19 protein-coding genes and 1 tRNA gene are annotated in these 24,383 nt (G+C 67.7%); 7 read left to right on the top strand and 13 right to left on the bottom strand.

The features are described from left to right. Positions 1–375: HNH endonuclease signature motif containing protein (locus tag A5757_RS04705; RefSeq protein WP_197497250.1), on the top strand; the 375-nt coding region annotated here is incomplete at its 5' end. A gap of 59 nt (positions 376–434) precedes the next feature. On the opposite strand, the gene A5757_RS04700 is transcribed toward A5757_RS04705, so the two are convergent. Further along, the gene (locus tag A5757_RS04700) at positions 435–1,037 is read right to left on the bottom strand and encodes a TetR/AcrR family transcriptional regulator (RefSeq protein WP_231983886.1); all 603 of its coding nucleotides are present in this window, start codon (positions 1,035–1,037) and stop codon (positions 435–437) included. Positions 1,038–1,180: 143 nt separating this feature from the next. On the opposite strand from A5757_RS04700, the gene A5757_RS04695 reads away from it, so the two are divergent. From A5757_RS04695 to A5757_RS04685, 3 genes are read left to right on the top strand one after another with little or no spacing between them, the layout of a single operon-like run. Next, the gene (locus A5757_RS04695; RefSeq protein ID WP_082929317.1) at positions 1,181–1,783 is read left to right on the top strand and encodes an NADPH-dependent F420 reductase; all 603 of its coding nucleotides are present in this window, start codon (positions 1,181–1,183) and stop codon (positions 1,781–1,783) included. Positions 1,784–1,823: 40 nt separating this feature from the next. Beyond that, complete coding sequence (locus tag A5757_RS04690; protein ID WP_066829109.1) at positions 1,824–2,819, top strand: zinc-binding alcohol dehydrogenase family protein; 996 nt, start codon at positions 1,824–1,826, stop codon at positions 2,817–2,819. 40 nt (positions 2,820–2,859) lie between these two features. Further along, positions 2,860–3,261, top strand: a complete 402-nt coding sequence (locus A5757_RS04685) for a nitroreductase/quinone reductase family protein (protein WP_066829108.1) — start codon at positions 2,860–2,862, stop codon at positions 3,259–3,261. 43 nt (positions 3,262–3,304) lie between these two features. Here A5757_RS04685 and A5757_RS04680 read toward each other — a convergent pair whose 3' ends face one another. From A5757_RS04680 to A5757_RS04625, 12 genes are all read right to left on the bottom strand, one after another. Beyond that, on the bottom strand, positions 3,305–4,624 hold the full coding sequence (locus A5757_RS04680) for an LLM class flavin-dependent oxidoreductase (RefSeq protein WP_066829106.1): 1,320 nt from the start codon (positions 4,622–4,624) through the stop codon (positions 3,305–3,307). Then, positions 4,621–5,856: a hypothetical protein gene (locus A5757_RS04675; protein ID WP_066829104.1), complete on the bottom strand. Its 1,236-nt coding sequence runs from the start codon at positions 5,854–5,856 to the stop codon at positions 4,621–4,623. The genes A5757_RS04680 and A5757_RS04675 overlap by 4 nt, the downstream gene beginning before the upstream one ends. Before the next feature lies 1 nt (position 5,857). After that, complete coding sequence (locus A5757_RS04670; protein ID WP_066829102.1) at positions 5,858–6,754, bottom strand: amidohydrolase family protein; 897 nt, start codon at positions 6,752–6,754, stop codon at positions 5,858–5,860. Further along, the gene (locus tag A5757_RS04665; protein WP_066829100.1) at positions 6,751–7,686 is read right to left on the bottom strand and encodes a MetQ/NlpA family ABC transporter substrate-binding protein; all 936 of its coding nucleotides are present in this window, start codon (positions 7,684–7,686) and stop codon (positions 6,751–6,753) included. Before A5757_RS04665 ends, A5757_RS04670 begins: the two co-directional genes overlap by 4 nt. A 35-nt stretch (positions 7,687–7,721) precedes the next feature. Next, positions 7,722–8,417, bottom strand: coding sequence for a methionine ABC transporter permease (locus A5757_RS04660; RefSeq protein WP_082929314.1), 696 nt, complete (start codon positions 8,415–8,417; stop codon positions 7,722–7,724). Further along, positions 8,414–9,403: a methionine ABC transporter ATP-binding protein gene (locus A5757_RS04655; protein WP_066829097.1), complete on the bottom strand. Its 990-nt coding sequence runs from the start codon at positions 9,401–9,403 to the stop codon at positions 8,414–8,416. The genes A5757_RS04660 and A5757_RS04655 overlap by 4 nt, the downstream gene beginning before the upstream one ends. Before the next feature lie 170 nt (positions 9,404–9,573). After that, complete coding sequence (gene putP / locus A5757_RS04650; RefSeq protein ID WP_066829095.1) at positions 9,574–11,103, bottom strand: sodium/proline symporter PutP; 1,530 nt, start codon at positions 11,101–11,103, stop codon at positions 9,574–9,576. Between the two features lie 192 nt (positions 11,104–11,295). After that, a tRNA-Met gene (locus A5757_RS04645) sits at positions 11,296–11,369 on the bottom strand. Positions 11,370–11,522: 153 nt separating this feature from the next. Beyond that, positions 11,523–12,911: an FAD-binding oxidoreductase gene (locus tag A5757_RS04640; RefSeq protein WP_066829093.1), complete on the bottom strand. Its 1,389-nt coding sequence runs from the start codon at positions 12,909–12,911 to the stop codon at positions 11,523–11,525. 97 nt (positions 12,912–13,008) lie between these two features. Next, positions 13,009–16,455, bottom strand: a complete 3,447-nt coding sequence (locus A5757_RS04635; protein WP_066829091.1) for a BTAD domain-containing putative transcriptional regulator — start codon at positions 16,453–16,455, stop codon at positions 13,009–13,011. Between the two features lie 31 nt (positions 16,456–16,486). Continuing rightward, positions 16,487–19,507 carry a UPF0182 family protein gene (locus A5757_RS04630; RefSeq protein WP_066829089.1) on the bottom strand — a complete coding sequence of 1,007 codons (3,021 nt, stop codon included), beginning with the start codon at positions 19,505–19,507 and terminating at the stop codon, positions 16,487–16,489. A 95-nt stretch (positions 19,508–19,602) separates the two neighbouring features. Beyond that, positions 19,603–20,631 (bottom strand): PDZ domain-containing protein, encoded by a 1,029-nt coding sequence (locus A5757_RS04625; protein WP_066829146.1) that lies wholly within the window; start codon positions 20,629–20,631, stop codon positions 19,603–19,605. A 73-nt stretch (positions 20,632–20,704) separates the two neighbouring features. Between A5757_RS04625 and A5757_RS04620 the strand changes: the two genes are divergently transcribed. Genes A5757_RS04620 through A5757_RS04610 form a run of 3 tightly spaced genes read left to right on the top strand, consistent with a single transcriptional unit; the run spans position 20,705 to position 24,364 of the window. Then, on the top strand, positions 20,705–22,102 hold the full coding sequence (locus A5757_RS04620) for a zinc-dependent metalloprotease (protein WP_197497249.1): 1,398 nt from the start codon (positions 20,705–20,707) through the stop codon (positions 22,100–22,102). Positions 22,103–22,159: 57 nt separating this feature from the next. After that, positions 22,160–22,993, top strand: coding sequence for a cyclodehydratase (locus A5757_RS04615; RefSeq protein WP_066829086.1), 834 nt, complete (start codon positions 22,160–22,162; stop codon positions 22,991–22,993). 36 nt (positions 22,994–23,029) lie between these two features. Then, positions 23,030–24,364: an AarF/ABC1/UbiB kinase family protein gene (locus A5757_RS04610; RefSeq protein ID WP_066829143.1), complete on the top strand. Its 1,335-nt coding sequence runs from the start codon at positions 23,030–23,032 to the stop codon at positions 24,362–24,364. Positions 24,365–24,383: the final 19 nt, after the last annotated feature.

Genomic DNA, 24,383 nt, shown 5'->3' with positions numbered 1-24,383 from the left:
AACCGCCGCCTACGCCGCGCCCTCGAGCACCGCGACCAGTCCTGCGTGGTCCCCGGCTGTGGGGCCACCCGCGGCCTACACGCCCACCACCTGCAGCACTGGGAAGACGGCGGACCCACCGAACTGAGGAACCTGGCCCTGGTCTGCCCGTTCCACCACCGCGCCCATCACCGCGGCGACATCACCCTCACCGGACCCGCCGACCACCTCGCCGTCACCGACGCCACCGGCAAGCGAATGACCAACCGCGCTCTCGCCCGGCCACCCACCACACCTCCACCGGATGTGAAACCGTGCCCCGGACCGACCGGGGAACGCGCCGACTGGTGGTGGTACACCCCCTACCAACCCAAACCACCACCGGCCGCCGCGTAGGTCGAGAAACCGCGACGACCCCCGCGGCGAAATGGGGCGCCCGCTGGAGCGCGCCAAGATCATCCGCGTTTGAGTTCTTTCCTGTTGGCAGCGAGGACTTCATCGGAAAGTGCGGGGTCCGCCTGGGCGATGGCGCGGGCGATGAGCTGTGCGCCGACCAGCTGGCTGAACAGCGCGATGGCCTGCTCCCGCGCCCTGCGTGCATCCAGCTTCGTGCCGGTCTGCCGCGCGCCGGCCTGAAGTAGTTCGGCAATGGCGGCGATGTAGCCCTGCAAGCCACGGCGGTACTCCTCCTGAGCCTGGACGCCATGCCGCCCGGCGTCCGCGGCGAGAGCGGCGGACGCGCATCCGTCCTCGGGGTGGTCGCGGTGGTACGTGGTCAGGTAGCTGTCGATGATGGCGTTCAGGGCTGCCCGGCTCGAGCGCGGGTGGGCGCCGATCAGGTCGTCGACGGTTCCCAGGGAGGCGGTGAAGCCTTGATTGAGAACCTCCAGGGCGAGGTCTTCCTTCGACGAGAAGTGATTGTAGAAACCACCGCGGGTCATCCCAGCCGCGTTCATCAGCTCGTCGATGCCCACAGCGTCGATCCCGCGAGCCTTGAAACCTTCACTGGCAGCGGCGACGATGCGCTCGCGGTTGCGCTCCTTCTGCTGCCGTGACACACGAGGCACCTCAAAATCCCCTCTCCGGCGGGTCGACCGATTCGATCAGAACGCCGTCGTTGCTTGACGCCTTTTGATGACACATGACATCATAACTAATCGATGATGATCGTCATCAAAACGCTCGAGAGATGGGACAACGCGTGAACTTCGGAACCATCGGCGCCGGCACCATCGCCCAGGCGCTGGCCCGTCACCTGGTGACGGCCGGTCACCGCGTGACGTTGAGCAACAGCCGCGGTCCGTCGACGTTGACTGAGGTCGTCGCCGACCTGGGTCCGCTGGCCTCGGCAGGAACGATTGCGCAAGCCGCGGAAGCGGACATGGTGTTCCTCGCGGTGATGTGGCCGGCCATCCCGGCCGCGTTGGCTGACCTGCCACCGTGGGACGGACGCATCCTGGTCGATTGCACCAACCAATTCGCGCGACTGGACCCGGTTGAGGTGGCCGACCTCGGCGATCAGACCGGAAGCGAGCGGGTCGCCGCGCTCGCGCCCGGCGCCCGGGTGATCAAAGCGTTCAATACCCTGCGCGCCGACTACTTGGCGCCCGACCCGCGCCACCCGGCCGGGCGTCAAGTCCTGTTCTACGCCGGCGACGACGACGCAGCGAAGGCGACCTTCGGTGAGTTGGTCGACGGTTTCGGCTTCGCCCCGGTCGACATGGGATCGTTGCGGGACGGCGGCCGACTGATGCAGGTCGGCGGCGGCCCGCTCTCGGGACTGCACGCCCTCAAACAGGACTGACGTCGATGATCGCTCCAAGTCCGCACGACGGAGGGGCTCGGTGAAGGCGCTGGCTTACGAGCGAGCACATCCGGTCGACGCGTTCGCGCTGGATCATATCGAGGTAGACGAGCCGGTACCCCGGGATAGTGACCTCCTGGTCGACATCCGGGCAATCGGCGTGAATCCCGGAGAGGCGTTGATCCGTTCGGTGCGTAGCGCCGAGCCGGGCGGGAGACTCATCCTCGGCTGGGAGTTCGCGGGTGTCGTCGTCGAAACCGGATCCTCGGCCACCGGGTTCGCGGCCGGCGACCGGGTCATGGGTACCGGCGACCTTGCTCGAGACGGCTGCTGGGCGGAGCGAGTGGCCGTCGACCATCGGCTCGTCGCCAAGATCCCCGAGCAGCTCCCTTTTGCCGATGCTGCCTCGTTGCCCATCGGCGCGCTGACCGGCTGGGAGGCGATGTTCCGCGACCAGCCGGCCCTGCCGCCGGGAGTGGAGCGCATCCTGATCGTCGGCGGTGCCGGTGGGGTCGGATCATTGGCGACGCAGCTGCTCAAGGCCAGGACCGAGGCGCTCGTCATCAGCACCGCCTCCCGTCCTCAGTCTCGAGCCTGGTGTCGCACGATGGGCGCGGATCTGGTGGTGGACCGCGCGTCAGATGTCCTTGAACAACTGGGCAACAACGGCATCGAGCAAGTCGACATGGTGCTGTCCACCGCCGGGACGGTGGACAACCTCCCCTGGATCGGCGCTCTCCTACGGCCCTTCGGCCACCTGTCGACCGTCGACCTCGGTGCCCCACTCGACCTCGCCCCGCTGACACAGAAATCCATCTCGCTGCACACCGAAATGGTGTTCAGCCGACCAGGCGGCGGGACGGGCCCGGTTAACCAGAGCTGCATCCTGAACACCATCAGTGAGTACGTCGTCAGCGGCCAGTTGCGCCCGATTGCGACGACCAAACTCACGGGGTTGACCGTGGACAACATGAAGACGGCGCACACCTTGATCGAGAGCCGTCGCACCATCGGCAAGATCGTCATCGAAACCTGACCTACTGACCGAACGGCATGAAGTGACTGACCCTAGAGAGATGAACGAGAGACTGATCGACGAGTTCCGTTCCAACAGCGGCAAAGTCGCCAGTTTCGGAGACGGCGAAGCCGACCTGCTCGTGTTGCACAGTACCGGCGCCAAGAGTGGACTGGAACGCGAATCACTGCTGATCCATCAGGATTTGGGCGGCAGCTGGGCAATATTCGCCTCCAACGGAGGGGCGCCCACCCACCCATCTTGGTTTCACAACGTCGTCGCCAATCCCAGCGTTGAAATCGAAGTCGGGGGCTTACGGTACAGAGCCGTGGCGCGCGTAGCTGGGGACGCTGAGCGGCAACGCATCTGGGATACCCAAAGGGCGATCATGCCGATGATCGACGATTTCGCGGCTCGGTCTGACCGCACCATTCCGGTGGTGGTTCTCCAACCAGTGGGATGATTCGAGCGCGGTGACGGCGCGCCCGCTATGCCGCCGGGGCTGTTCACACCGGCAGCACTGCGGAATTGGCGTAGCGCTGCCGTAGCGTCGACTGCGCGTACTCGCGGCGGAACAGGCCGCGTCGCTGCAATTCGGGTACGGCGAGGTCGACGAACCGTTCGAGTCCTTCGGGAAACACGTCAATGTTGACGTTGAATCCGTCGGCACCCTCCTCCTCGAACCACTCCTCGAGCGAATCCGCGATGTCGGTCGGCGAGCCGACCAGCGTGCGATGCACGCCGCCACCCCGGCGGATCAATTCCCCGACGGGCAGCCGCTCCTCGTCGTTGAGATCGCGGAATGCGGAGGCGAATCCGAAGCTGTGCTCGGTGACCGCGTCGCGGAAGTCGGCCGGTATGGGTTCGTCCCAGGACAGGTGTTGCACCGGAATCCCGATGCGGGCCGCGAAGTTCTGCAACCGCACGGCACGGGGAATGAGGTCGTCGAGCTCGTTCTTGCGAGCCCACGCATCCGCGGTGCTCTCCCCGACGGTGATCTCGACCCCGGGGAGTACGGCGATGGTGCCGGGGTCTCGACCGTACTCGCGGGCCCGGTTCTTGATGTCGCGGTAATAGCGTTGAGCGCCGGTGAGTGTCAGCTGGGCGTTGAACAAGGCATCCGCGTGCCGGGCGGCCAGGTCGCGTCCCTCCGGCGAGCCACCCGCCTGCACCAGAAGGGGCTGCCCCTGCGGTGACCGTGGTAACGCGAGCGGGCCGGCCACGTCGAAGTAGTCGCCGTGGAAATCCGGTGCGGTGATCCGTGCCGGGTCGGCGAAGACGCCGGATGCGGTATCCGCCACCAGCGCATCGTCGGCCCAGCCGTTCCACAGCGCCTTCACCAGCTCCACGAATTCTGCTGCACGGGCGTACCGATGCGCCTTGGGCGGCAGCGGCTGATCGCCGAAGTTGAACGCGGACGACGGTTCGCTGGTGGTGACCATGTTCCAGCCGGCTCGGCCGCCCGAGGCGTGGTCGAGGGACAGAAAGGTCCGGGCCAGCGTCCACGGATTGTGGAACGTTGCGCTGGCGGTGCCGATCAACCCGATGTGCTCGGTGACCGCAGCGACCGAAGTCAGGATCACCACAGGGTCGAGTGACCACGTCGGACCCGAGGCGATCACCCCGGACGGCAGTGCCAAGGTATCGGCCAGGAAGATGGCGTCGAGCTTCCCACGCTCGGCGATCCTGCCGATCTGCTGGTACAGCGAGATATCGATGAACCCCCGTGAGACACCGTGTTTCGAGCGCCACGCAGCAGGGTGTGAGCCGGACGGGAGGATGTTGACATTCAGGTGCAGTTGCTCGCCCGCCGCTCTTCTGGTCATCGTGGCGGTCCGATCAGTCCGATGTCGGCTGGCTGCAGATGTCCGAGTGCGGGCGGCCGCACGCCGTTGAGGTAGAAGTTGCCTGCCTGCTGCAGCCGCTGCGCGGCCGGATTGTGCGCACCGATCGTGCGGATGTTGCGCCAGTGCCGGTCGAGGGCCAACTCGACGCTGGTCGCCGAGGCCCCGCCCACGTCGAAGATCCGACCGGCGCCGCGCAGCGCCAGATCGATCACCTGTGACTGGATGGTGTACACCCGGATGAGCTCCACCGCGGCGGCCTCCGTTTTGACCTTTTCCTCGATGGTGCTGTCGCGCAGCAGAACCTGCAGATCGCCGAGTGCACGGGCTGCGTCGATCACCGTCGACCGCACCGTGACAGCAATGCCGTGCAACTCCCCGACGACCTCGTGAACCAGCGGGTTGCGCCGGGGCTCCGCGACGGCCGCCACCCCGAAGGTGCGCTGCCGGGGTCGCACAAAGGTGACGGCGTCGCGGGCTATCGCGGCACTGATGCCCGCGATCACCGCCAGTAGATACAGCTGCAGGAACGCGGCCTGGTGGGCGTTCGGCGGCCGGAGATCGGATTCGTTCCCGACGTGATTGCGGTACGCCACCGGGACATCGGTGAATCGGGTGGTGCCGCTGCCGGTCAGCGTCTGACCGAACCCGTCCCAGTCGTCCACGATGTCGACGCCCGGGTGGTGGGCGTCCACGATCACGTTGACGTGCTCCCCGGTCACCACGTCCCGCCCTGCCGCGACGATCCAGTCGGCGTACACGCTGCCGGTCGTGTAGTACTTCACCCCGCTCAGGTGATACACACCGTCGCGGTGCAGCAGACGCGCCTCCCGATCCGGGCCGAGCGTGCGCTCCGAGTATGCCGTGCCGACGAATTGACCTGCGACCAGCGCCTCGATCAGCGCCGGATGGTGGTTCGGGGCCGCCAACCGCGAATCCTCGATGACGTTGAAGTGACCGCGGAAGGCGTGTGCGATGTGGGGATCCGCGGCCGCCAGGTCGATCACCGATCCGAGCGTGCGCGCGAGATCCCATCCCGGGCCGCCCCACTCCCCCGGGATTCGCTGTGTGCCGAAACCGATTCCGAGGAGTTCGCGGATCTCGGCATGTGGCAGTTCGCGTTTCCGTTCCCGGTCGACGGTGCCGGCCGCGAGCTGCGGAAGCAGTTCGGCGAATCGCTGACCGAAATCGGCATTGCTTTGAAGAGGTGGCATATCAGGCGATCAGACTCGTCAGGTTTGCGGACAGCACGTTTCGGGCGTCGCTGTCGGAGAGACCGGCCTCCACGAGCACCGACTCCGCCACGTCTCGCGTGCCGTCGGTGTGGAACGGCCAATCGCTGCCCAGCACCACCCGGTCGGCACCCAGCACGTCGACCTGGTAGCGGACCGACGGGGCGTGAAACGAGGTGGTGTCGATGTAGAAGTGCGGATTCGCACCGAGTTCGTCACGCAGCTCATGGATCTGCTGATGGGCGAACCACAGTGACCCGGCCGCCAAACCCGTGATGACGATCTTCACGTCGGGGAATTTTTTCGCCACACCGGAGTCGAGCAGGTTCAGCAGGGCGATCCCATTGCGGTAACCGCGACCCCATGCCGCGGCCTGGGCTCCGTGGCGTTCCCGCACGCTGTCGGAGTCCGCGGTCCACACGGGGTGGACGAACAGCGGTACGTTCCGCTCGGCGACGGCTTCGAGCACCCTCCACGTCTGGGTGTCACCGAAATGGGCGTCTCCGTGTCCTGAGTCCACCACGACGCCCGCCAATCCCAGATCGTCGACGGCATGGGCGATCTGGCCCGCGGCGTCATCGGAGAAGGCGTCAACGGAGCCGAAGGCGCGGAGACCGGAGCGACTCGCCGCGATCGTGGCGAGCTGCTCGTTGTGGCGGCGCAGCTGGCTGTCCGACGGCGGCAATGTGCCGTAGAGGATCTCCGGCGGGGCGCTGAGTACCCGGATCACGTCCGCGTCGCCGGCGGCCAACCGGCCGAGTGCGTCGAGATCACCGATCAGCTCGTGGCGGGTGGCTTCCGCCGTACCGTCCTGCTCGTACCACGACGGGTCGACGTAGTGGGTGTGGACGTCGAGCAGGACGCTTCGCGTGCCGCTCACTGCTGACGTTCCGTGCCGGGGTCGAGCGGGACGTACAGCTCGGGATGCGCCAGGGGCTGATCGGTCGGCACCGCGGCAATCACGAGGTTGTACTGCTGCCCGTCACCTTCTTTGAGCCAACGCTGCAGACGCGGATCTCGCAGCGCGTCATACAGCTTGACGATGTTGGGGTCGGTACGACTGTCGTCGGCGACCGTCAGCGGCGGCGAATACGCCCGCGGCAGCGGCACGGTGGTGATGAGCCAACTCGGGTCGACGCCCTCACCTCCTCCGAAGGTCACGTCGAAGTCCTGGTAGACCCGCGGTTGGCTGGTGAGCTCGATCGGGGTGAGCTTCCAGTTGCGCGGATTGCTGGTGACGTCGCGCAAGCTGACGAACAGCGGGTCGACGCCCGGGTCGAGGGTGATGAAGCCGAGGTTGGCGATCACCTGGAGCTGCTGGGCCTGGACGGACGGTTCCTGCGGGATGCTGACCTTCGCGCCGTCCGGAATGTCGTTGAGATCGCGGTATCTGGGCGAGTAGATGCTGCCCACCCATGTGTAGATCTCCGCGTCCGTGGCGAAATTGTGGGTGCCGAGTTTCTTGTTGACCTCTTCGGTCCAGTACCGGTGCGCCGTGAAGTGTCCGGCGGTCTTGTGCTCGTCGACCGAACGGTAGATCGCGTCGCCGTCGCCGTATCCGACGGCTTCGAGCGTGATCCCGTAGTCGGGGGCGATCTCGTCGTTCACGTAATCGATGATCGCCTTCTGCGCAGGGGTCGACGTCGCGTAGGCGATCTTGAGCGACGAGGTGAATCCCTTGTTCTCCTCTTCTCCCCGCAGGGTGACCGCGACGACGATCGCTACGACGAGGACGACGACGCCGCCGACTCCGGTGATCCACTTCCACTTCGGTCGCTTCTCGATGACGAACCCCTGCGGGTCATTACTCATGACTGATCCTTTGTCTTATCTGCTGGGTGATTGGTTCAGGGCCGGGTCAGCAACCGGGCCAACAGGTTTCCGCTCAGCTGCACCAGCTGAACGAGAACGATGAGGGTGATCACGGTGGCCAACATGATGTGGTCGTCGAACGCCTGATAGCCGTAGGCAAGTGCCAGATTGCCCAGTCCACCCGCCCCGATGGCGCCGGCCACGGCGGAGAATTCGATGAGGCCGATGACTTGGATCGTCGCCGCGCCTACCAGGGAGGGCAGTGCCTCGGACAGCTGGGAGGTTTGTACGGCCTGAACCTTCGATGCACCGGCGACGACGCTGGCGCGCACCACCTCGTCGGGAAGACCGCGCAGAGCGTTCTCTACCAGCCGCGCGAAGTACGGGATACCGCCGATCGCCATCGGGATCACCGCCGCCTGGATACCGACCGACGTGCCGACGATGAGGCGAGTCAACGGGATCATGAACGCCATCAGGATGAGGAACGGCAGCGACCGCCCGATGTTGACGATGAAATCGAGGACGCCGTAGACCTTCTCGTTGGTGAACAGCGCGGATTCACGCGCCGACGTGTTGTGCAGGACGATGCCGATCAGCAGACCGACGGTCAGCACGATCACCGATGTGAAGAAGACCATGGCCAGGGTCTCGAGCAGGGCCGCCCACAGCGTGGCCGGGACCTCACTCCACGGGGTGTTGAAGTCACGCGCAGACGCCAGGGCTGTCACGCCGCGCCCTCCCGCAGGACGGCGATGCCTTGGGTCGCGAGATAGGTCTTGATCTCGGGCACCTTGCGGTGATCGCCGATCCGCACCCGGGCCCGCCCGAACTGTTCGTCGCGCAGTCGTTCCACGAGTGCCTCGATCAGGTCGACGTTGGTGTCGAAGCGCACCGTGAGGTCACCGACCCAGTTCCCGGGCACACGGTCGGAGGCGTAGACGAGATCGAGTACGCCGCCGCTTGTTTCGTCGACCAGAGACCCGTCATCTTCTCCCCAGCTGAGGAGCTGTGCCCCTACCCGTGAGGTCGGATTGCGCAGCAGGGAGGTGGTGGTGTCGTATTCGACAACCTTCCCGTGCTCGAGGTAGAGCACGGAGTCAGCGACCTGCCGGACGACGTCCATCTCGTGGGTGACGAGGACGACGGTGAGTTCCAGTTCGTCCCGAAGGTCCTTGATCAACTTCAGAATGGCGCCGGTGGTCACCGGGTCGAGTCCCGAGGTGATCTCGTCGGCGAGCAGCACCCGGGGATTCAGAGCCAACGCCCGAGCGATGCCGACACGCTGCTTCTGGCCGCCGGACAGCTGCCCGGGATAGTAGTCGGCCCGGTCGGTGAGGCCGACGCGGTCGATGAGACGAGTGGCCTGATCGCGTGCCTGTGTCTTGTTCACGGACATGTAGGTAAGCGGGAGAGCGACATTCGCCATGACGGTGCGGCGCTGAAACAGCGCAGCGGACTGGAACGCGGTGCCGATCTTGCGCCGTGCCACCCGGAGGTGGCGGCGCCCGAGCGCGGTCAGGTCCTGATCGTCGAGGTGGATCGAGCCGGTCGTCGGACGTGTCGAAAGGTTGACCAGGTTCAGCAGCGTGCTCTTTCCGGAACCGCTTGGCCCCACCACCGCGAGGATTTCGCCCTTCTCCGCGGTCCAGGACTGCCCCTCCAGAACCGTTGTGTCTTCGTACTTCTTGGACACATCGGCCACACGCAACGTCATTGAGGTCTTTCCTGCTGTCGAAAGGGCTCGGTGGCCGCGATACCGCGGCAACGCCGTGCGTGGCACGGTGTACAGCGAAAGACGTTATGGCCGGCGGGAGGAGGTGACCACCTTTTCGCGCGCGGTGAGAGAAAGAACGCTGACGAGCGCTGACGAGCGCTGCCGGGGCGTCAGGCGGAAGCCGCGGATTCGTCGATCTTCTCGGCCATCTCTGCCATCTCGGTGAACTCGCGCTGGATCTCGTCGTCCTCCCGAGCCGTCATGAGCGATACGACGACAGCGACGACCAGGCATGCGATGAAGCCGGGAACGATCTCGTACATCGCGCTCGACAGGGCCTCGGTCTGACCCCAAATGCCGACCACGACGGCACCGGCGATCATGCCCGCGACCGCACCGGGCGTGGTGAGCTTGCGCCAGAACAGCGACAGGATGATCAAGGGGCCGAACGCGGCGCCGAAGCCGGCCCACGCGAAGCCGACCAGGTCGAGAATCGACCCGTCCGGGTTGAGCGCCAACAGGATCGCCACCACCGCGACGGTCAGCACCCCGAGGCGCCCGTAGACGACCAATTTCTTCGAACTGGCCTCCTTGCCGAACGCCCGGTAGATGTCTTCGACGAGGGCTGATGAACACACGATGAGCTGCGACGAGATCGTCGACATGATCGCCGCCAGCACCGCGGCGAGCACGATCCCGGCGACGAACGGATGGAACATCACCTTCGCCAACTCGAGGAACACCGTCTCGGGATTGTCGAGAGTCACGCCTTCGCGGAAGAAGTACGCCAGCCCCGCAAATCCGGTGAGGATCGCCCCTGCTGAGGTCAGGATCATCCAGCTGATCCCGATCCGGCGACCGGCCTTGGCATCGGCCGAGGAGCGCATCGCCATGAACCGGACGATGATGTGAGGCTGGCCGAAGTAGCCGAGCCCCCAGGCCGCGGCCGACACGATGGCGAGGAAACTCCCGCCGAAGAACAGTGACGTGCGATGGACTTCGTCACCGGGGTTGGCGGCGTTGTGGGCGGCGTCGGCGGCCTGGACCAGATTGACCATCTCGCCGGGCCCGCCGGTGGCGAAGATCGTGACGACCGGGATCGTGACGAGTGCGGCGAACATCAGCAGCGCCTGCGCGACGTCGGTGAGTGAGGCACCGAGAAAGCCGCCGAACAGCGTGTAGCACAGCGTGACTCCAGCGACCAGAAGCATGCCCGTCAGATAGGACGAGCCGAAGGACGTCTCGAAGAACACGCCACCGGCGACCATGCCGGATGACACGTAGAAGGTGAAGAACACCAGGATGATGGCGCCGGCCGCGATCCGCAGGACATGCGATCTGTCACGCAGCCGGTTCTCGAAGAAGCTCGGCACGGTGATCGAGTTGTTGGCGACCTCGGTGTAGGCCCGCAGCCGCGGTGCGACGAACTTCCAGTTGAGCCAGGCTCCGATCACCAGACCGATCACGATCCACGACTCGACAAGGCCCGAGGCGTAGATGGCGCCGGGGACGCCGAGGAGCAGCCATCCGGACATGTCCGACGCGCCCGCCGACAGCGCCGCCACAGGAGGGGTGAGCTTGCGGCCGCCGAGCATGTAGTCGTCGAGGTCGCTGGTCCGGCGGAAGGCGTAGAAGCCGATCGCGAGCATCAGGGCGAAGTACAGCCCGATCGCCAACATCTGAAACGCGGTGTCGGACATGAGTTCACTCGTTCCGTCGAAGGTCGTGAGATGCGCTCGTCATTTCGATCATGAAAGCAGGACGGCTATCTGAACTTCTTGGCCGATCGTATGCAATATGGACGAACTCTTTGGCCGGTTCACCAATGCGCGGGGCCGCCCGAGCCATGAAAAAACGGCCCTCGGATTATCTCCGAGGGCCGTTCTACTTAGTAGCGGGGACAGGATTCGAACCTGCGACCTCTGGGTTATGAGCCCAGCGAGCTACCGAGCTGCTCCACCCCGCGTTGGGTGAACACGAGGTTACCGGGGTCGCGGCGGTCCTCCAAATCGCGAGGTCGCCGGACGCTATGACGCTGCTCACCCTCCGCGAGCGTGCGCAAAGTGCACGCTTTCACCGGCGTGTCTGCGTACAGACACGCACGCTCGCGGGGAAGGGGTCAGCCGCGGACGACCTGGCCCGTGCGGAAGATGCCCACCGGGTCGTAGCGCTCCCCCAGCGCGGCCAGCCACTGCCGCGTGTCCTCCGTGTAGACCCGAGCCGCCCGCTGCGCATCGGCCGCCGGCGCGAAGTTCGGCAGCTGCCCGCCGGTCGACCACGGCGCCATCGCCGCGAGCACCGCCGCCGCATGCTGCGGCACCATCTCGGCCACCGGCGGCGCCAGCGCACCGATCGTCGTCAACGCGAACGGCGCGTCTCGATGGCACATCGCGCTGCGGTGCCGCGGTTCGCGGGCGAAAGCTCCGCCGAGCATCCGGAGCTCGACGATCGCCTGCACCGAACCCGAACCGGGCCCTGCGACCGCCAGCAGCGCCTCCACGGCCTCGGCGTCGACACCGTGTAGCAGCGTGTGGTTCTCCCACACCGGCATCGGATCCACCGGATCGGCGTGCACCATCCCGATCGCCGCGAACGGCAACACCCCGGTGCCGTCCAGGACCGGTACCGCCACCGCCCGCATCGGTTCCAGCAGCCGCTGCCCCTCCCCCAGGTCGCCGACCGACGTGTAGCGCACCGCGACCGTCAACCGGCCCGCCAGCGGTTCCGGCACCCCGGGCAGCGGCGGAAGCTGTTGCAGCGCAATCGAGGTGTTCACCGTCTCCGGCAGCGTCGCGCACCACCGCGCCCACGCGTGCAGCACCGCCACCGCATCGGTGCCGTCGAAGTACAGAGCGCCACCGTAGAACTCGGGGATGGGGAGCAGATCGATCTCGACCGCGGTCACGATCCCGAGCGTCGCCTTACCGCCCCGCAACCCCCAGAACAGATCGGCGTGCCGCTCCGGCGTCACGTGCAGCAGTTCACCTGTGCCGGTGACCAACTCGAAGCTGCGGACATGGTCCGATGATGCACCCACCGTCCGCACCAGCGGGCCGATCCCGCCGCCGGTCAGGAAGCCGACGACACCTACGCTCGGCGCAGATCCCAGCACCGGCGCCAGCCCGAACGGGCAGGCCGCGTCGAGCACCTGCTGCCAGCGCACTCCGGCACCCACCCGCGCGATGCGGTTGTGCGCGTCGACTGTGCACGAGGTCATCCCCGAGGTGACGATCATGACGGTATCCGGGCTGACACCGATGGCGCCGTGCCCGGTGGACTGCACGGTCACCTGCAGGCCCCTGGCCGCAGCGAAGCGCACCGTCTCGGCGACGTCGCCGGCCGTCCTGGCCAGCACGACCGCCGCCGGGCGCACGTCGGCGGCCACGTTCCACGGCGTGCACCGTTCGTAGCCGGCCTCCCCCGGCAGTGCCACCGGCGCGGCCACCTGCTCGCGCAGACCGGTCAGCCGGTCGGCGAGATCGTCGCAGGTGAGGTCGGTCATGGTCATCAGAAGTCCTTTCCCGGGCGGTGAAGTCGGTGCCCAGTGAAGATCAATGCGCTTGGCGTCGGCTTGGCGGCGGCGCCAAGCGCTCTCCAAGCGGACGTCACTGCAGTGTCAGCGCGGCCCTGGCGACGGCGTGCATACCGAGCTTCTCCGCGTCTGCGGCGATCGCCCGGGCCTGCTCCGCGCGCTGCGGCCCCGGCGGGCCCAACTCGCAGCGCACCAACCGGCAGCGCAGCAGCGTGGGCGCCGCCTCGGTGCGTTCGGCGATGTCCTCGGCGCGGCGCACGGCCGCCAGTGCGGCGTCCCCGGCACCGAGGAGAGCGTGCAGCCGCGCCGACGCCAGCGCTACGGGGCCGACGGCACCCACCTGGCCGATCACCGCGATGCGGTCCTCGAACGGTCTCAGCACATCGAGAAGTCCGGCGGCGAATTCGGGCAGCCGATGATCGGCTGCCAGGTGGGCCAGCAGCGCCGCGTGACCCAGCGTCGTCCACACGTGGGGCCGGTCGGGGACCGCATGCCATTCACGCAGCCGGAACCGGGCCTGTTCCTGCGCCTGCGCTCCGCTCTGGATGGTCAGCAGTGCGGTGTGCACCAGACCGACCATGCCCTGCCCGCCGCTCTCGACGTCCGCGCGCAATCCCGGCCAGCCCGGCGGCACCGCATCGCCCTTCTCCCGCATCAGGGTCACCGCCGCCACCAGGCCGCTGCCCGCCTCGTACAGCTCGGTCTGCTCGTGTACGTGCGCGGCGATCGCGTGATGTCTTTCAGCCTCGGCGAAGTCACCCCGCCACACCGCCAGCACCGCCTCCATCCAGCGCAGCTGGGCTCGCAGCACCGGTAGCTGCAACTCCTCGCTGCCGGCGATCCCCGCCCGCAGGTGCGACTGGGTGCCTTCGACGTCGGCCAGGTTCATCGTCGCCATCGTCGCCACCGAGTGAGCGATCACGCTGTCCTCACGGAACCTGCTGTGGCGCAACGACTTCATCTGCGCCACCCAGTCAAGGGTCTCGGCGCTGCGGGTGGCGACGCCGGAGTAGGTGATCAGCCGGCCCATCAGCACGTCGGCGATGACGTCCGGATCACCGGTCTCGTCAGCCAGTTCGCCTGCGCGGTCGAGCAGCCCCGCCGCCACGCCGCCGTCCGGGTGGTAGCAGTTCCCAACGGCCAGCGCCGCCCGCACCCGCGCACCCGCGGCCGGGTCTGCGTCGGCCAGCGCCACCGCCCGGTCGAGCAGCGAGAGCAACATGCCGGGATCGTGCCCGGGGGCCAGCCACGGCCAGCCGCCACTGGCCCGCAACAGGGCGCTGGCCACCCGCCCCGCCGTCGCCGTCCGGCCGGTGTCCACGGCCTCGCCCAGCTGTTTCTCCACCGTGACCAGCACCAACCGGCCGCGGCCGGCCCGCGAGTGCGCCTCCAGTAGGGAGACGGTCAGGGCGTCACGTTCGCTGTCGACACGCTGGGCCGGCGGCAACCGGTCATAGGCGTCCAGGGCCGCCTGCCACCAGCGGGCCGCAATGTCCGAACTCCACCGCGCGGTGGCATCCTGCGCGGCCAGTCGGCAGGCGTCGACGACCTCGGCGGTTTGGATCAACGGTTGCGCGGCCAGCAGATGCTGGGCGCGACGAGTCAGGGCATCGTCTGCCGTGCTGTCGGCGAGCACCTCGGCGATGCGGGCGTGCAGTCGCTGCCGACGGATGGTGGGGATGCCCGCGATCAGGTGGTCGCGCAGGAGGCCGTGGGCGAAGGTGTATCCGTCCCCGGTGTGTGCGGCGATGAGGATGCGTTCGTCGGCGGCGTCGTCGAGGTGATCGGCGAGGGTGTCGACGTCCATCCCGGTGGCGCCCGCCAGTACCGGGATCGCATCGGAGTCGACGGTGTCACCGATGATCGCTGCGGCGCGCAGCATCTGCACCGCCGCCTCGCCGAGCCCGTCGAGTCGGCGGTCGAGGACCGACTTCACCGCCACCGGGATCTCGTTGCCCATCCGCTGCGTCCGCGGCAGCCGGGCGTATTCGGACACGAAGAACGGGTTGCCGCCCGTCCGAACGGCGAGCAGCGCGGCTTCGGCGTCCGTGACGATGTGCTGTGGATCATCGGCGATCTGATTGGCCAGGGCGGCAACGTCTTCCGGAGACAACGCCGGAACGGCGATGTGCCGGTTGCGGTCCCGGCGGTCCACCGTGGCCACCAGCCGCGCCACCTCGGAGCTGTGCTCGCCGTCGCGCAGGGTCAGGACGATGGCCACGGGGCGGTCGCGCAGCGATCCGGCGATGTAGGCCAGACAGGCCGCCGAGGTGGAGTCGGCCCACTGGACGTCGTCGACGACGATGGCCAACGGTCCGGGAACGGATTCGATGAGGGCCTGAACACGTTCGTAGACATGGAATCTCGCGGTATCGGGATCGACGTTGGCCGGAACTTGGAGCAGGTCGTCGGGATCGGCGCCCAGGGCGCGAACCAGTTGGCGCATCGGCCACCACGGCGGGGTGGCACGTTCGTCGGGACAACTCACCCAGACGATCCGCCCGCCACTTTCGCCCACCCGCTCGGCGAACTCCTCGGCCAGCCGGGTCTTACCGATACCCGGCGGGCCCGAGAGCACCAGCCACCGCGTCGATCCCACCGCCACATCGGCGAATACCTGGGTCACCGCGGAGATCTCGCGGTCGCGTCCGATCAACCCTGCGCGCCGGGGCTGCACCTCGGCCGCCCCGGGACCGATGTCGGGCGGCGCGGGGGTGCTGACCTCCTGCGCCCCGGTCCATTCCGGCGGGCGCGGCCAGGCGGCCAGTTCGGGGGCCTGCCGCAGGATCGCGGTCTGCAAATCGCGCAGTTCGCTGCCGGGTTCGAGACCCAGTTCGGTGTCGAGAAGCGTTGCGTATCGGGTGTAGGTCTCCAGCGCGTCGGAGGCGCGGCCGGCCCGGTATAGGGTGAGCATCTGCAGCCAGCAGCCGCGGTCGGCGAGTGGATCGGCGCTGTGCAGGTCGGCGGCTGCGGTGAGCGCCTGCGGAACCCGGCCCAGCGCCAGTAACGCAGCGACCCGGACGTCGAGGCATTCGATGCGCTGCTGCTCGGCGCGTGCCGCCTCCTCGGCGGCCCAGGGCTCGTCCCGGAAATCGGCGAGGAACGGCCCGCGCCACAACCCGAGCGCGGCATCCGCCGTGTCGAGCGCGCTCTGCCAGTCCCCTGCTGCCAGCGCCTCGGCAGCCCTGCCGGCACCGGCGGCGAACTCCGCAAGGTCGAGCCGGCCCGCGTCCAATCCGAGGAAGTAACCGGGTGGCTGACGCACGATCGGCGAGGCCACCTGCCCATGCGTCCCGTCGCGCAACGCCCGGCGCAGGTTCGAGATGTAGGCCTGCAGACCGGCCGTCGCACTACCGGGCGCGTCGTCGCCCCATACCGCGTCGATCAGCCGATCGACCGAGACCACCCGTCCGGACGCCAGCAGCAGCACGGCGAGCACCGCACGCTGCTTGGGCGGGCCGATGTCGACCGGGCGGTCACCGTCGACCACCTGCAGCGACCCGAGTACGCGGAAATGCACCCACCGAGCTTAAGGGCAGCACCCGCAAGGGTCAGCGCGCTTCGCTGTAAGCCGCCATCGCGTCGTCGAGCCGCTGCAACGCCTCCCCGTACTGGGCGAAGTTGCCGTCGCGCTGCGCGCTCTGCAGACCGCTCATGGCCTCCTGAACCTCCTGCAGTGCCGCGACTTTCGCCGCCGACAGCTGCTGGGGTCCGGTCGGACCGGGGACGGCCGCCTCCGGAGCCGGCGCCGCGGGAACGCTGCCGGCCTGGTTTGCGGGCGGCTGACCCGACGGCGCCTGTCCGGCCACGGGCGGGGTGGCCCTCGGCGCCTGACCGTCGGCACTGGTGGGCGCTGGGCCGGTGGCCGTCGCGTCGGCACCCGGACCGAAGAGCTCGATCAGCGCGTCGCGCACCGTCGGCCCGTATCCCACCTGGTCGTTGTAGAACATCGCCACGCGGATCAACCGGGGGTACGTCGACGCGGCGTCACTGGAGCCCGGCGAGGCGTACACCGGTGCCACATACAGCAGACCGCCCGGCCCGACCGGCAGCGTCAGCAGGTTGCCCCACCGGATCCGGTTCTGGTTGTCGCGGCCGATGACACCGAGGTCCTGGGACACCGTGGTGTCGGTGCTGATGGCGTTGAACGCCAGCTTCGGACCGTTGACCTGGCCGGGAATGGTCAGCACGGTGATCTGACCGTAGGTATCCGGGTCGGAGCTGGCACTCATGTACGCGGCCAGGAAGTCACGCCGGAACCTGTTCATCGCGCTGGTCAGCTGGAACGACGCCGAACTGTCCTCCATCGCAAGGTCTTTGGCGACGATGTAATACGGCGGCTGGAAGCTGCTCGCCGTCGGGTTCGGGTCGAGCGGGACGTCCCAGAAGTCCGACGTCGAGAAGAAGGTCACCGGATCGTCGACGTGGTACTTGGCCAGCAGTGCGCGCTGCACCTTGAACAGGTCCTCGGGGTAGCGCAGATGCTGCTGCAGTTCGTCGCTGATGTCGCCCTTGGGCTTGACGGTGTCCGGGAACACCTTCATCCACGCCTGCAGCACCGGGTCGTTCTCGTCCTGGGCGTACAGGGTCACGGTGCCGTCGTAGGCGTCGACGGTGGCCTTGACGGAGTTACGGATGTAGGACACCTGCTTGTTGAGCTGCAGGCGGTTCATGGCGACCTCGTTGGAATCCGCGGTCGCCGACGACAGCGACGTCAGCTCCGAATACGGATAGTTGTCCAACGTGGTGTAGCCGTCGACGATCCACACGACGCGCTTGTTGACGATCGCCGGGTAGACCGTGGTGTCGGTGGTCAGCCACGGCGCGACGGCCTCGACGCGGTCGGCGGGGTCGCGGTTGAACAGGATCTTGCTGTTCTCGCCGATGACGTTGGAGAACAGGAAGTTGCGCTCGGCGAACTTGGCGGCGAACACGCTGCGCGCCAACCAGTTCCCGACCCGCACGCCACCGGAACCGGTGTAGGTGTAGTTCCTGGTTTCGGTGTTGGTCTCGAAGTCGTACTCACGGGGCGCGCCGTTCTCACCCACGATCGCGTAGTCCGCAGCGGTGTTGGCGATGACGGGGCCGTAGTAGATGCGCGGCTGGTCGAGCGGAGCCGGGCCCGGGGATACGACGCCTTCGGCGCCGACGACGCTGGCCAGGAACTCGGGGTAGCCACCGTTCTGGTTCGGGTCGTTGGCGACGCCGCGGACCGTGTTCGCCGGCGAGGCGATGAACCCGTTGCCGTGGGTGAACACGGTGTGCCGGTTGATCCAATCGCGCTGGTTGTCGATCAGCCGGTCGGGGTTGAGTTCGCGTGCGGCGACGACGTAGTCGCGCAGGTTGCCGTTGTCGTCGCGGTAGCGGTCCATGGCCAGCTGGTCGGGGAAGAAGTAGAAGTTCTTGCCCTGCTGGAACTGCGTGAACGCGGGACTGACGATGTTCGGGTCGAGGACGCGGATGTTCGACGTGGTCGACCGGTCGGCGGCGACCTGCTGGGCGGTCGCGGGCGCGTTGCCCGGATAGTCGCGATAGGTCACCGTCTGGTCGGTCAGACCGTAGGCCTGCCGGGTCGCGGTGATACTGCGCGCGATGTATTCGCTTTCCTTTTGCGCGGCGTTTGGCTTGACGCTGAACTGCTCGACGACCAGTGGCCAGCCCGCGCCCACCACGAGCGAGGACAGCAGCAGCAGGACGACACCGATCGCGGGGATCCGCAGATCACGCAGCACGATCGCCGAGAACACCGCCACCGCACAGATCAGGGCGATCGCCAGCAGGATCAGCTTCGCGGGCAGTACCGCGTTGATGTCGGTGTAGCCGGCGCCGGTGAACGGTTTGCCGCCGCGGGTGTGGCTGAGCAGTTCATAGCGGTCCAGCCAGTAGGCGGCGGCCTTGAGCAGGATCAGCACGCCGACCAGGGTGACCAGCTGGATGCGCGCCGCGCGGCTCAGCGCACCGGTGCGCCCGGACAGCCGGATACCGCCGAACAGGTAGTGGCCCACCAGATTCGCCACGAATGCCAGGAACGTCGCGACGAACAGGAAGCTCAGCACCAGGCGGTAGAAGGGCAGTTCGAAGGCGTAGAAGCCGAGGTCGAGATTGAACTGCGGGTCGGTGACGCCGAAGTCGCCGCCGTGCAGGAACAGCTGGATGCGCACCCAGTAGGTCTGCGCGACGATGCCGGCCAGCACGCCGATGAAGACCGGGATGCCGATGCCGAACAGCCGCAGCCGCGCCATCACCTGGGTGCGGTAGCGCGCGACCGGGTCATTGGGTCCGGCCGTGGGCACGAACACCGGCCGCGTGCGGTAGGCCAGGGTCAGACCCGCGAAGACGATGCCGCCGATCACCGCGGCGACGACGAGGAACACCACGACACGGGTGAACAGGACGGTGGTGAACACCGAGCGGTAGCCGAGTTCGCCGAACCACAGCCAGTTCACATAGGTGTCGATCAGCCGTGGCCCGATCAGCAGGAGCACCACCAGGGCGAGGGCCACCCCGATCAGAATCCGGCTTCGTCGCGTCAGCTTCGGCATCCTTGCCGCGGGCCCGGGCCGCATACCCACTTGGTGTCTCCAGTCTCGCTCACGGGAAAGGGGACGTCACAGGGACGCCACATCTGATGTGGACCAACTCTACGCATCGGGTGTTTGTCCGTTGATCAGCAGCGCGGTGGTTCGCCACCAGCGGAAATCGTGTTCAGCGCGTCGACGGCCTCCGTCAGCGTGCCGACCTTGATCATGTCCAGCCCGTCCTGCGGGTCCGTCTTGGCCTCGGGACAGTTGTCGGCGGGCACCAGGAACACCGTCGCACCGGCTTCGCGCGCGGCCAGCATCTTGTGGGTGATGCCGCCGATCGAACCCACCTCGCCCTCCCCGTCGATGGTGCCGGTGCCTGCCACGAAGCGGCCGTCGTTGAGGTCGCCGGTGGTGAGTTTGTCGATCAGGGCCAGGCTGAACATCAGCCCCGCCGACGGGCCGCCGACGTTGGCGAGGTTGAACTCGACGGTGAACGGCGCCCACGGCGCATCCACCACCCCGATGCCGAGGAACCCGTAATCGCGGTCGGGGTTGGTGCCCAACGTCACCGTCGCCGTGCCGATCGGATTGGCCTCGTCCTTGCGGCGGTAATCGATGACGATGTCGTCGCCGGGTTTGGTGGTCTTGAGGATCGCCTGGAACTCCTCGACGTTGGCGACGGGTTTGCCGTTGACAGCGTCGATCGCGTCGCCGTCCTCGAGCTTGCCGGCCGACGGTCCGGGGTCGGTCACCGATTCGACGGTCACGGCCTCGGGGTACTTCAGATACGACAGCGCCGCGTACTGCGCGTTGTCCTCCGAGCGCCGGAAGTCGGTGGTGTTGGCCTCATCGATCTCGTCCTTGCTCTTGTCCGGCGGATAGACCAGTTCGCGCGGTACGAGCTGTTCGCGGCCGGACATCCACAGCGCCATCGCCTGCGCGAGGGTCAGCCCGTCGCGCTGCGACACGGTCGTCATGTTGAGGTGCCCGGACGTCGGCTTGACCTCGGTGCCCTCGATGTCGACGACCTCTTTGCCGTCGACCTCGCCGAGGGTGTTGAACGTCGGCCCCGGACCCAGCGAGACGAACGGCACCGTCACGGCCGAGAGCAGCACGAAGAGCGCGACCACCGGCACCAGCGCGACCAGCAGCGTCGAAATCCGCCTGTTCACGCCGCCCACAGTAGAGGTAGTCCCGCAGCGTTCACTGACAGCGTGACCGGCCGTGGCGCACGCCGCGCCCCCGGTGAGTACGGTTGAAGGCATGTCTGACCTGCCCTTCGGCTTCTCTTCTGGTGACGACCCGGAGCGCGACAAACGCAAGAAGGACCCCGACGGCGGTTCGCCGTCGGACCCGTTCGGATTCGGCGGGGCCGGTTTCGACATGTCCGATCTCGGACAGATCTTCACCAAGCTCGGTGAGATGTTCAGCGGCGCAGGCACTATGGGCGGCGGCAACCAGGCCGGCCCGGTCAACTACGACCTGGCCCGGCAGTTGGCTTCCAACGCGATCGGCTTCGTGGCGCCCATTCCGGAGGCGACGGCATCGGCCATCACCGACGCCGTGCACCTCGCCGAGATGTGGCTGGACGGCGTCACCCCGCTGCCGGCGGGCACCACCCGCGCGGTGGCGTGGACGCCGTCGGACTGGATCGACAACACCCTCGGGACGTGGAAGCGGCTGTGCGACCCGGTGGCCGAGCAGATCTCGACGGTGTGGGCCTCGGCCCTGCCGGAGGAGGCCCGGGCGATGGCCGGCCCGCTGATGGCGATGATGTCGCAGATGGGCGGGATGGCGTTCGGCTCCCAGCTCGGGCAGGCGCTGGGCAAGCTCTCGCGGGAGGTGCTGACCTCCACCGACATCGGTCTGCCGCTGGGCCCCAAGGGTGTGGCCGCACTGCTGCCCGAGGCGGTCGAGACGCTGTCGGAGGGATTGGAGCAGCCGCGCAGCGAGGTCCTGACGTTCCTGGCGGCCCGCGAGGCCGCGCACCATCGGCTCTTCAGCCACGTGCCCTGGCTGTCGAGCCAGCTGCTGTCGGCGGTCGAGGCCTTCGCCCGCGGGATGAAGGTCGACATGTCGGGCATCGAGGATCTGGCGCAGGGCATCAACCCCGCCGCGCTGACCGACCCGGCGCAGATGGAGCAGCTGCTCAACCAGGGCATCTTCGAACCCAAGGCCACCCCCGAGCAGGTCGCGGCCCTCGAACGGCTCGAGACGCTGCTGGCCCTGATCGAGGGCTGGGTGCAGACCGTCGTCACCGCTGCGCTCGGGGAACGCATCCCCGGCACCGGCGCCCTGTCGGAGATGCAGCGCCGCAGGCGGGCCACCGGCGGTCCGGCCGAGCAGACGTTCGCCACGCTCGTCGGGCTGGAGTTGCGGCCGCGCAAGCTGCGCGAGGCCGCGGCGCTGTGGGAACGGCTGACCCAGGCCGTCGGCGCCGACGCCCGTGACGCGGTGTGGCAGCACCCCGATCTGCTGCCCTCGTCGGCGGATCTCGACGAGCCTGCGGCGTTCATCGATCGCGTCGTCGGCGGCGACACCAGCGGCATCGACAGCGCCATCGAAGAGGCGATCGCCGGCTTGGAACGCGACCTCGGCAAGGGTGAGGACGATCCCGACGGAAAGAACGATCCACAGGGCTGATCGCCACCCTGTGGATAACGTCCGGGCCGCCGGTGCGCGGCGTGGCATTGTCGTCGCATGCCGGGCTATCTGCTCAATCCCACCCTGCCGGTGCTGCTGCGGCCCGACGGCGCCGTCCAGGTCGGATGGGATCCGCGGCGGGCGGTGCTCGTCGAACCTCCCGCGGGTCTGACCGCAACCACGCTGGCGAATCTGTTGCGCGGCATGCAGTCCGGCACCACCGTCGACGATCTCACCGCGCAGGCGGACACCCCGGCGCTGGCCGATCTGCTGGCGAATCTCATCGAGGCGGGTGTGGTGACCCCGGAACGGCCCCGCGCGCACCGCACCCCGTCGGTGCGCATCCACGGTCGCGGACCGCTGTCCGATCTGCTGGTCGCGGGGCTGCGTTGCTCCGGGGCGCGGGTCGGGCACACCCGTGCCCCGAAGGCGTCCGCGCCGCCGGAGGCGACCGATCTGGTGATCCTGGCCGACTACCTCATCGCCGAACCGCGGCTGCTGCGCGACCTGCACAAAGCCCGGGTTCCGCACCTGGCGGTGCGCACACGTGACGGCAGCGGCCTGGTCGGTCCGCTGGTGCTGCCCGGCCGCACCAGCTGCCTGGCCTGCGCGGATCTGCATCGCAGCGACCGGGACGCGGCCTGGCCGGCGGTCGCGGCGCAGTTGCGCGGGACGGTCGGGAACGCCGACCGGGCGACGGTGCTGGCCACCGCGGCGCTGGCCCTGGAGCAGGTGGAGCGACTACTGCGCGCGATCCGCGAATCGGGCGCGATCGGCGTCGCCGGGGAACCCGCGCCCGCGGTGGACACCACCTACGAGTTCGATGTCGCCACCCGCACCACGACCATTCGCCGTTGGTCGCACCATCCCCGCTGCGAGTGCTGGACGTGATCGTCACCGGTTCGGCGCTGCGCCTTCACCGGCGTGGTGGATGATGGTCTGGTGGCTGACATCAAACGTGGGCGCGCCGCCCGCAATGCGAAGCTGGCGAGTCTGCCGGTCGGCATGGCGGGCCGGGCGGCTCTCGGCTTCGGCAAACGGCTGACCGGCAAGTCCAAGGACGAGGTCAACGCCGAACTCATGGACAAGGCCGCCCAGCAGCTGTTCACCGTGCTGGGCGAACTCAAGGGCGGCGCCATGAAAGTCGGGCAGGCGCTGTCGGTGATGGAGGCGGCGATTCCGGAGCAGTACGGCAAGCCGTACCGGGAAGCGCTGACGAAACTGCAGAAGGACGCACCGCCGCTGCCCGCCGCAAAGGTGCACCGCGTGCTCGACGCGCAGCTCGGCACGAAGTGGCGGGACCGGTTCACCTCGTTCGACGACACCCCGATCGCCTCGGCGAGTATCGGGCAGGTACACAAGGCGTTGTGGCGCGACGGCCGCGAAGTCGCCGTCAAGATCCAGTACCCCGGCGCCGACGAAGCGCTGCGCGCCGACCTGAAGACGATGCAGCGGATGGTCGGCGTGCTGCGCCAGCTCTCCCCCGGCGCCGACGTCGAAGGTGTGGTCGACGAGCTGATCGAACGCACCGAGATGGAGCTCGACTATCGGCTGGAGGCCGAGAACCAGCGCGCCTTCGCCAAGGCCTACCACGACCATCCGCACTTCCGGATCCCCGCCGTCGTCGCGAGCGCGCCGAAGGTGGTCATCGCGGAGTGGATCGAGGGCATCCCGATGTCCCACATCATCCGCAACGGGACCCAGGAACAACGCGATCTGATGGGCACCCGGCTGTTCGAGCTGACCTACGACGCGCCGCGGCGGCTGGAGATGATGCACGGAGACGCCCATCCGGGGAACTTCATGCTGATGCCCGACGGCAAGATGGGTGTCATCGATTTCGGCGCGGTGGCGCCGTTGCCGGGCGGCATTCCCGTCGAACTGGGCCAGGCGGTGCGCTACGCGCTGGCCAAGGACTACGACCGGCTGCTGCCCACGATGGAGCAGATCGGCTTCATCCAGCGCGGCGAGCAGGTGTCACCCGAGGATCTCGACGACATGCTGCGCCAGTATGTCGAACCGCTCGAGTCCGAGGTGTTCCACTACACCCGCAAGTGGCTGCAGAAGATGACGGCCGTGAACATGGACCGCTCGGTGCAGCAGATCAAGACGGTGCGCCAGATGGACGTACCCGCCAAACTCGCGATCCCGATGCGCGTCATCGCGTCGAACGTCGCGATCTCCTGTCAGCTGGATGCGCACATCCCCACCAGATCGCTTGCGCTCGAACTGATTCCAGGTTTCGCCGAGGACGCGGCCTAGGCCTGGGCGCCGGAGCGCC

The organism is Mycobacterium sp. 852013-51886_SCH5428379 (assembly GCF_001665575.1).
GTDB lineage: Bacteria > Actinomycetota > Actinomycetes > Mycobacteriales > Mycobacteriaceae > Mycobacterium.
Note: the sequence above shows the minus strand (reverse complement) of the source record. Positions and strands in the feature narration are given on the sequence as shown.

Bases quoted from the DNA above. Each gene is read 5' to 3' on its own strand.
- A5757_RS04675 (WP_066829104.1), bottom strand. From the start codon at position 5,856: ATGCCACCTCTTCAAAGCAATGCCGATTTCGGTCAGCGATTCGCCGAA.
- A5757_RS04680 (WP_066829106.1), bottom strand. From the start codon at position 4,624: ATGACCAGAAGAGCGGCGGGCGAGCAACTGCACCTGAATGTCAACATC.
- putP (WP_066829095.1), bottom strand. From the start codon at position 11,103: ATGTCCGACACCGCGTTTCAGATGTTGGCGATCGGGCTGTACTTCGCC.
- A5757_RS04615 (WP_066829086.1), top strand. From the start codon at position 22,160: ATGCCGGGCTATCTGCTCAATCCCACCCTGCCGGTGCTGCTGCGGCCC.
- A5757_RS04640 (WP_066829093.1), bottom strand. From the start codon at position 12,911: ATGACCATGACCGACCTCACCTGCGACGATCTCGCCGACCGGCTGACC.
- A5757_RS04685 (WP_066829108.1), top strand. From the start codon at position 2,860: ATGAACGAGAGACTGATCGACGAGTTCCGTTCCAACAGCGGCAAAGTC.
- A5757_RS04665 (WP_066829100.1), bottom strand. From the start codon at position 7,686: ATGAGTAATGACCCGCAGGGGTTCGTCATCGAGAAGCGACCGAAGTGG.
- A5757_RS04655 (WP_066829097.1), bottom strand. From the start codon at position 9,403: ATGACGTTGCGTGTGGCCGATGTGTCCAAGAAGTACGAAGACACAACG.